Raw genomic sequence first — 7218 nt, forward strand, 5'->3', positions numbered from 1 at the left:
GAGGAGGATCTTCTTCTTGTGAGACATGGGAACTCCGACAGTTACCCGCGAGCAGCCACCTCGGACTGGAGCCGCAACGCATCAACAGTGGACATGACCGTGCGAACGCGGCGGGTCGAACCCGTAAGATTCTGGGCATGCCCGAGAAAAAGGAATCCCTCGGGTAACCGCCTGACTCGTGGCTGCTCGGTCGTACTCCGGCCAGCATCCTGGCGGTGCTTCGCCTGTGACATCGAGCCGCCTCGCGTGAGGGGAAGAGAAGCCCCTGCCCGGACGTCCTGAGGTTGGTGCCTCTTCTTCGCTTCCTCTCCTGGCTGCTCGTGGGGACCGCCTGCGTGGCCTGGGTCGCGGTGCTCGGCTTCGTGTCCGTCTGGCCACGACACCCCACCGGTGCGCGCCAGTTGGAATGGCGGGACGTGGCGGGCCAGCCCCTCGCATCCGCCCCCCGGGGCTGCGGTCACGACGCGCGCTTCCCCCTCCTCGTCCACGCCGGCCGGGTCTGGGTGCCGTGCGCCGCCGCACCGGATCTTCCGGGTGGCGCCCTCGCCGTACTCCAGCCGGCGCGCGGGGAGGCCCGCCTCCTGGCCCCGCTGCCCGAGCGCCTGTCGCTGGAGCGGGTCGAGGGCCTCCTGCCAGGGCCTGGCAACCTCGTGGGGCTCGTGTATCGGGCAAGCACGCAGGGTGCACCGGGCGGAGTGGTCGATGTGCTCGTGGCGGCCGTGGCGGATGCACGAGGCTGGAGGGAGCCACCCCAGCGCCTTCCGGGCGGGGCCGGTAGTCGACTGCTCGGCCTGGGTTGGTCGGGAGATCGGCTGGAGGTGGCGCTCGCGCCCGCCCGGGGCGAGGACGTCCGGGCCGAGGCGGCGGATGCCGTGCTGGTCCGGGTGGGCGACACGGACCTGCCCCGCGTCGTCACCCGGGAGGAGATGTGTCTGAACCGCACGGACTGCGTCGTGCACGCGGCCTACCGAGGGCTCTCGCACAGTTGGCGCTTCCTCGTCGAGGACGGCAGCACCCTGCGCGAGGTGGAGGAGAGTGGGGCCGGTGAGGTGGAGGGACAGTCCCTCCAGTTGCTGTCCGGGCTCGATCTGCGTGTGGCCGGGCGCCTGCGGCCTCCGCGCGCACCCGCTACCCACCGACTCGAACCCGATGGAACCATCCTCCCCACCGAGCCGCTTCCCTCCGGGCTGCGTCCCCTGCCCGCCCCCGTGATGGCCGAGGATTCACGGCTCACCCCCCTCCCCCGCTTCCTGCCGGAGCAGGGCGTGGGCGTCCTGCATGCGTGGCAGGGCCAGTGGTGGCACACGGCCGCCGGGGTGGATGGTCTGCTGCGCGTGGGAGAGGACACCCGGGGGCTGGCCGCCGTCGCGCGCCTCGAGGGCCGCTGCGCCAACCTCCCCTCCGGCTTCCTCGTGCCCTCGCGTCGAGGCCTCACGCTGCTCACCCCCGAGGGCTGCCACGTGGGCCTCACCCCCTCGGGGCAGCGCGCCGATCCGCTCAACCTGCTCGAGCACCTCGAGCGCACCGGGGTTCCCCACGCCGTGCCCGCGCTGTCCTGGCTCGTGCTCGGGCCCCTGGTGCTCGTCCCGGTGGGACTCGCGCGCTGGCTCCGAGCCTCCCAGCGCCAGTTCCTGGCCCGCGCGCTGCTCGCCTCGGGCTACCTGGTCAGTGCCTTGCCGCTCATGGCGTGGTTGCTGCCACTCCTGGACTGACGCCCACCAGCTCCTCCAGGGCCGCGCGCCCGCCGCGGAACACCGGCCAGCCGTCTCCCACCAGCACCGCGTCGATGCGCGGCCAGACCAACAGCCCTCGTACCGAGGCACGCGCCCGGACCGGGTCCTTCAGCTTCGCCTCCGGCAGCAGGTTGAGCCGTCCTCCGACGTGGCCGCGCACGAGATCCCCCGTCACCAGCGTCGTGTCCTCCAGGAGGAAGGCCAGCTCGCCGGGTGTCTTGGAGCCATGCAGCTCCAGGGCGACCAGGCCGGGCACGAGCACCTCCCCCTCGGAAAGCCACCGATCGCACTTCACGGGAAAGGTGTTCGCCTCGGCGCGGGGGCCGGCCAGCTTCGCGCCGAAGTCGGCGACCAGCTCGCGCGTGGCGCGCACGTGCTCCGAGTTGGTCAACACCACCCAGGCCACTCCGCCCAGCGCGCGCAGGTGCGCGGCGTCGTGCGCGGACAGCGGGAGCGGATCGAAGACCACGTTTCCCTCGGGACGCACCCAGAGGACGCTGTGGAAGTCCAGGTTGCGCGCCTCGTCGAAGCGCGACCAGCCGTAGAGCTCTTTGCGATGCAGGGCTTTCATGGGTCGCAAGGTAGCGCGGGGAGGCACCTCGGGGGTCGCCTGGTTGCCCGGCGTTCGGGGATGAACGGCTTGCCCGCGGATGCTCCGATGCGGAGCGTGCCTTTATGGACCCGATCGAGCTCTTGACGCGGCAGCACGAGGAAACCGAAACCCTCTTTCAGCAGGTGGCGGTGGCAAGTGGAGCCGAGAAGACCCACCTGTTCCGCCGGCTCGCCTGGATGCTCACACTTCATACCCAGCTGGAAGAGCGGCACTTCTACCCGGCGGTGAAGCTGGCCGAGACGGAGGATCTGCTGCTTCACTCCTTCGATGACCACGCCGAGTCCAAGGCGCTGATCTCCCAGCTGATCCACCTCGACATCAGCGACATGCAGTTCGAGCCCGCCCTGGTGCGCCTGCGCGCCTCGGTGGAGGCACACGTGGCCGAGGAGCGGACCATCCTCTTTCCCCAGGTGCGACAGCTCCTGTCCGCCGAGCAGCTCGAGCAATTGGGCGAGGAGCTGGCGCGACAAACCGAAGAGCTGGCGCGGCCGGGGGCCCTTCCGACCGTCTCGTCCGAACTCCAGATGGGAGCGTACTAGCGCGCTCCCCGCGCGGTCCTAGGTGTTCGCGCGCATGCGGTTGAGCCGGTCGTAGTGCCGATAACCGAGCTGGTCCAGCGCGCTCGCGGGCGCCAGGCCGATGTCCACCAGCGTCTTGATGTCGTACGTCCCCGCGAGCACCGGGGGCGCGTAGTTCCGGGCCACCTCCAGGGTGCGGAACTTCTCCAGCGGGAAGAGCACCGTGCTGGTGTGCACGTGCATGAAGTGCGCGGCCGACTGGCGCTGCCAGCCCGGCACGCCCGGCGCGGTGATGACGTGCGGCGTCGCGAGGAACGTGCCGCCCGTGAGGATCTCCAACTGCTGGCCCACCTGCGCGACGATGCACCCCGCCGGGGCGGTGCCGCGCACCAGCGTCCCATTCGGCTCGGTGGGCGTGGCGCGCGTGCGCAGGTAGAGGCCGCTCTTGTCATCGGGCTTGGGGGCCGGGCGTCGCTCGGGATTCAGGAAACGTCCCCCGGGCAGGAGCGTGAGCAGGTTGAAGTCCGTGTGCTCCTCGCCCCAGACGATGTTCGTGTTCACCTGGGCGGGGGTGAGCGGCAGGTACTGGAGCGCGCGCGTGACATGCGGTCCCTTGTCGCACAGGGCCGCGAACGTCGTCTCCGGCAGCCCGAGCGCTCCCGCGGCGCCGCGCAGCAGCTTCAGGCCGGCCTCGTGCAGCGACTGCCCGAGCCCGAGGAACCCCTCCTGGAAGTACGGCGGCGCATCCGAGGGCCACACGTTGTCGGGGTAGATCTGCGGGAACTCGATCGCCGCCTGCGCGTCCGTGGGGTACGGGGCGACGAAGTAGCACTCCTTGAAGTCCGGCTGGCCATTGCCCGCGACGGCGACCTCGGTGTTCGGAGGCGTCCAGCCGCGCTGGTACCAGATGTCCGCGCGCCCATAGGGCCGCTTCGCCGCGTCGGGCCGGGCGATGAAGGCCGCGAACGCATCGTAGAAGCGCTCCAGCGCCTGGAGGTCGACCCCGTGGTTCTGGATGTACACGAGGCCATAGGTACCGAATGCTTCGCGGATCGCCGCCGCGCCGCGCTCGAAACGGGCCGGATCGTTGGACGCGAGATCGGCGAGGTCGACGGTCGGGATGTTCATCGTGGAATCAGCCATGGCCCCCCAGGTGTACCGTGCCTCGGGACTAATTTGGAGGGGTTCTCGCCGAGAAGGCCTCCCGACGGAGGCTCGCCTCCCCGGCTGGGCTACAGCCGGGCGAAGCGCCAGAAGACGCGGTCCTCGTCTTCAAAGTCTCACACTGCCCTCGGGATGGGCTTGCTCCACCGCCTCCCCGTTACCAAGAGAACGGGAATGGCCAAGCGCACGACCTCCACCTCCGGCCGGACCGTCGCCCAGAAGCCCGTCGAGCGGGACATCATCCCTCCGGGCACGGAGGTGCCGGACAGCGACCTCTTCTTCAACCGGGAGCTGTCCTGGCTCGCTTTCAACAACCGGGTGCTCCAGCTCGCCGAGGACGGCTCGGTGCCCCTCATGGAGCGCCTGAAGTTCTGCGCCATCTACGCGCGCAACCTCGATGAGTTCTTCATGATCCGCGTGGCGCGGCTGCACGAGCAGGTGCGCAACCGCGTGGCCCGGCTCGTCCCGGACGGCGCCACCCCGGGAGATACCCTCGACAAGCTGCACACGCGCATCCTCGAGCAGAGCCGGCGCCACAGCGACTGCTTCGAGAAGGTGATCCGCCCGGCGCTCGCGGAGAAGGGCCTGCGCATCCTCTCCATGAAGACCCTGGACCCGGAGGCGCGGGCCCAGGTGGATCAACGTTTCCGCGAGCAGATCTTCCCCGTGCTCACCCCACTGGCCATCGGCCTGGGCCGGCACTTCCCGTACATCTCCAACCTCTCGCTCAGCCTGGTGGTGCTGCTCAGGGACCCGGTGGCCGAGGAGGAGACCGTGGCGCGGGTGAAGGTGCCCAAGGAGGTGCTGCCGCGCTTCGTCCCGCTCAAGGGCACCACGTCCTTCATCCCGCTGGAGGAGATCATCGCCCACCACCTGGGCACCCTGTTCCCCGGCATGGAGGTGCTCGACTACGGCCTCTTCCGCGTCACCCGCGACGCGGACTTCACCGTCTCCGAGGACGCCGAGGATCTGCTGGTGGCCGTGCAGACCGAGCTGCGCCAGCGCCGCTTCGGCGACGTCATCCGGCTGGAGCTCCAGGCGGGGATGAACCCCAAGCTGCGCGACTCGCTGGTGGAGGCGCTCGGGCTGGAGCCCCGGCAGATCTACGAGGAGCAGGGCCTGCTGGACCTGACGGATCTGATGTCCGTGGTCTTCACGCCGGGCTTCGCCGAGCTGAAAGATCCCCCCTGGACGCCCGTCACCCAGCCCCGGCTGCGAGCCGAGGGCGACGGGGAGCCCTGCACGGTGATGGCCGCCATGCGCCGGGGGGCGCTGCTCGTCCACCACCCCTACGAGTCCTTCACCACCTCGGTGGAGCGCTTCGTCGCGGAGGCGGTGGAGGATCCGGACGTGCTCGCCCTCAAGCAGACCGTCTACCGCACGTCGGACAAGTCCCCGCTGGTGCCCGCGCTCATCCGCGCCACGGAGAGCGGCAAGCAGGCCGTGTGCATGGTGGAGCTCAAGGCGCGCTTCGACGAGCGTGCCAACATCCAGTGGGCGCTCGCACTGGAGGAGGCCGGCGTGCACGTCGTCTACGGCATCCCCGGCCTCAAGACGCACGCCAAGGCCATCCTCATCGTCCGCCGCGAGGGCGAGAAGGTGCGCCACTACGTCCACATCGGCACCGGCAACTACAACCCGAAGACGGCGCGGCTCTACACGGACCTCGGGCTGTTCACCACGGATCCGGACATCGGCGCGGACGTGGCGGACCTCTTCAACTTCCTCACCGGCTTCGCCCGTCCCAAGTCCTTCCGCAAGCTGCTCGTGGCGCCCCTCAACATGCGCTCGGGTCTGCTCGAGGAGATCCGCCGCACCGCCGCCGCCCACTCGGCCGAGCGCCCCGCGCGCATCCAGATGAAGATGAACGCGCTGGTGGACCCGGCGATGATCCGCGCCCTCTATGACGCCTCGCGCGCCGGCGTGAAGGTGGAGCTCAACATCCGCGGCATCTGCTGCCTGCGCCCCGGCGTCGGCGGCGTCTCGGAGAACATCCGCGTGGTCTCCACGCTCGGCCGCTTCCTGGAGCACTCGCGCATCTACCTCTTCGAGCGCGAGGGCGAGACGCGCTGCCTCATCGGCTCGGCGGACCTCATGCCGCGCAACCTGGATCACCGTGTGGAGGCCCTCGCGCCCGTGGAGGATCCCCAGCTCATCGCCCAGGTGAAGGATCTGCTCGACCGGGGCCTCGCGGACAACACCCACGCCTGGCAGCTCGAACCGGACGGCACGTGGCTGCGGCGCGTCCCCGAGGCCGAGAAGCGCTGGGCCCAGAACGAGCTGATGGAGCGCACGCTGCGCATGACCCAGGCCACCAGCGGCCGACCGCTCCCCTGACCCCCTGGAGGGCGCCAGGCGGGCGTATGAAGCTCAAACGGGTGACCCGGAAATCCGGGTAGCCCTCCCTTTCGTTTTCTCTCCCCCCTCCGGACTCCGCTGGAGCTGAAACCCTGTACCCGGACGGACCCGCCCGGGAAGCAGCCAATTGTCATGACGGGGCAAGAATCGGATGATGCGCGCATCCGATAACCCGCGTGGCCCATGGCAAACGACCAGGATCCCTACACTCCCCCGACTTCGGTTGAGGCGCTCACCGCCCTGCTGTCCGCCTCCAAGAAGGGCCAGACCGCGATGTGGCCCGGCAACGTGCCGTCCCATGCCCAGGCGCTGGAGATCCTCCGCGGCCAGCTCTCCGTGGTGATGTCGCTGCCGAGCGCCCGCAGGCTCCAGGACAAGCTCACCCAGCCCGAGCGCGAGGCCCTTCGGACGGACGGCGTGGCCGACACGCTGCGCGATGCGCTCGTGGCGCGCTGGCGGCTGGCCGCCGCCAACGATCTGCTGTTGAACGCGCACGGCAAGGTGGATCAGGTGGCGCTCGATGCGCTGCTGGCCGAGTCGGACGCGGCCCTCTCGGCGCTGCGCGACGAGCTCACCCCTGACGCCGAGTTGGCGCTCGCCATCGATCGCACCCTGGAGGCCCTCACCACGGAGGCCATCGAGCTGGCCGGCAACGTGAAGCAGGTCTCGTCGGGCCAGGCCCTCATCCCCGCCGCTCCCGCTCCGACGCAGGCACCGAAGAAGGCCGCTCCCGCCACCAACAAGGTGGCGGCCTTCCAGCCCGATGCGCCCGTGCAGGACCCGGGCAAGAAGCGCTCGCCCCTGCTCGCGTATGGCCTCCTGGCCCTGGTAC

Annotated in this window: 6 protein-coding genes; 4 read left to right on the plus strand and 2 right to left on the minus strand. The window is 70.1% G+C overall.

Features of this window, described 5'->3' with window-relative positions:
• The first annotated feature begins 284 nt into the window (after nt 1-284).
• The gene (locus tag VF794_RS26635; RefSeq protein WP_331115151.1) at nt 285-1712 is read left to right on the plus strand and encodes a hypothetical protein; all 1428 of its coding nucleotides are present in this window, start codon (nt 285-287) and stop codon (nt 1710-1712) included.
• Here the strand turns inward: VF794_RS26635 and VF794_RS26640 are convergent.
• Entirely contained in the window at nt 1681-2304 is a 624-nt protein-coding gene (locus VF794_RS26640; RefSeq protein WP_331115153.1) for an MBL fold metallo-hydrolase, read from the minus strand. The genes VF794_RS26635 and VF794_RS26640 overlap by 32 nt on opposite strands.
• A gap of 104 nt (nt 2305-2408) precedes the next feature.
• On the opposite strand from VF794_RS26640, the gene VF794_RS26645 reads away from it, so the two are divergent.
• Nucleotides 2409-2885, plus strand: coding sequence for a hemerythrin domain-containing protein (locus tag VF794_RS26645; protein WP_331115155.1), 477 nt, complete (start codon nt 2409-2411; stop codon nt 2883-2885).
• Between the two features lie 18 nt (nt 2886-2903).
• On the opposite strand, the gene VF794_RS26650 is transcribed toward VF794_RS26645, so the two are convergent.
• The gene (locus tag VF794_RS26650; RefSeq protein WP_331115157.1) at nt 2904-4007 is read right to left on the minus strand and encodes an isopenicillin N synthase family dioxygenase; all 1104 of its coding nucleotides are present in this window, start codon (nt 4005-4007) and stop codon (nt 2904-2906) included.
• Nucleotides 4008-4202: 195 nt separating this feature from the next.
• Here VF794_RS26650 and ppk1 point away from each other — a divergent pair, with 195 nt between their 5' ends.
• Nucleotides 4203-6365 carry a polyphosphate kinase 1 gene (gene ppk1, locus VF794_RS26655; RefSeq protein ID WP_331115159.1) on the plus strand — a complete coding sequence of 721 codons (2163 nt, stop codon included), beginning with the start codon at nt 4203-4205 and terminating at the stop codon, nt 6363-6365.
• Nucleotides 6366-6569: 204 nt separating this feature from the next.
• Nucleotides 6570-7218 (plus strand): hypothetical protein (locus VF794_RS26660; protein WP_331115161.1); only part of this gene is annotated, 649 nt, incomplete at its 3' end.

It is taken from the genome of Archangium sp. (genome assembly GCF_036389735.1).
In the GTDB taxonomy this organism is placed as follows: domain Bacteria; phylum Myxococcota; class Myxococcia; order Myxococcales; family Myxococcaceae; genus Archangium.

What these genes read in the sequence shown, in the direction of transcription:
- VF794_RS26650 (WP_331115157.1), bottom strand. Translation starts at nt 4,007, where the DNA reads ATGGCTGATTCCACGATGAACATCCCGACCGTCGACCTCGCCGATCTC.
- VF794_RS26640 (WP_331115153.1), bottom strand. Translation starts at nt 2,304, where the DNA reads ATGAAAGCCCTGCATCGCAAAGAGCTCTACGGCTGGTCGCGCTTCGAC.
- ppk1 (WP_331115159.1), top strand. Translation starts at nt 4,203, where the DNA reads ATGGCCAAGCGCACGACCTCCACCTCCGGCCGGACCGTCGCCCAGAAG.
- VF794_RS26645 (WP_331115155.1), top strand. Translation starts at nt 2,409, where the DNA reads ATGGACCCGATCGAGCTCTTGACGCGGCAGCACGAGGAAACCGAAACC.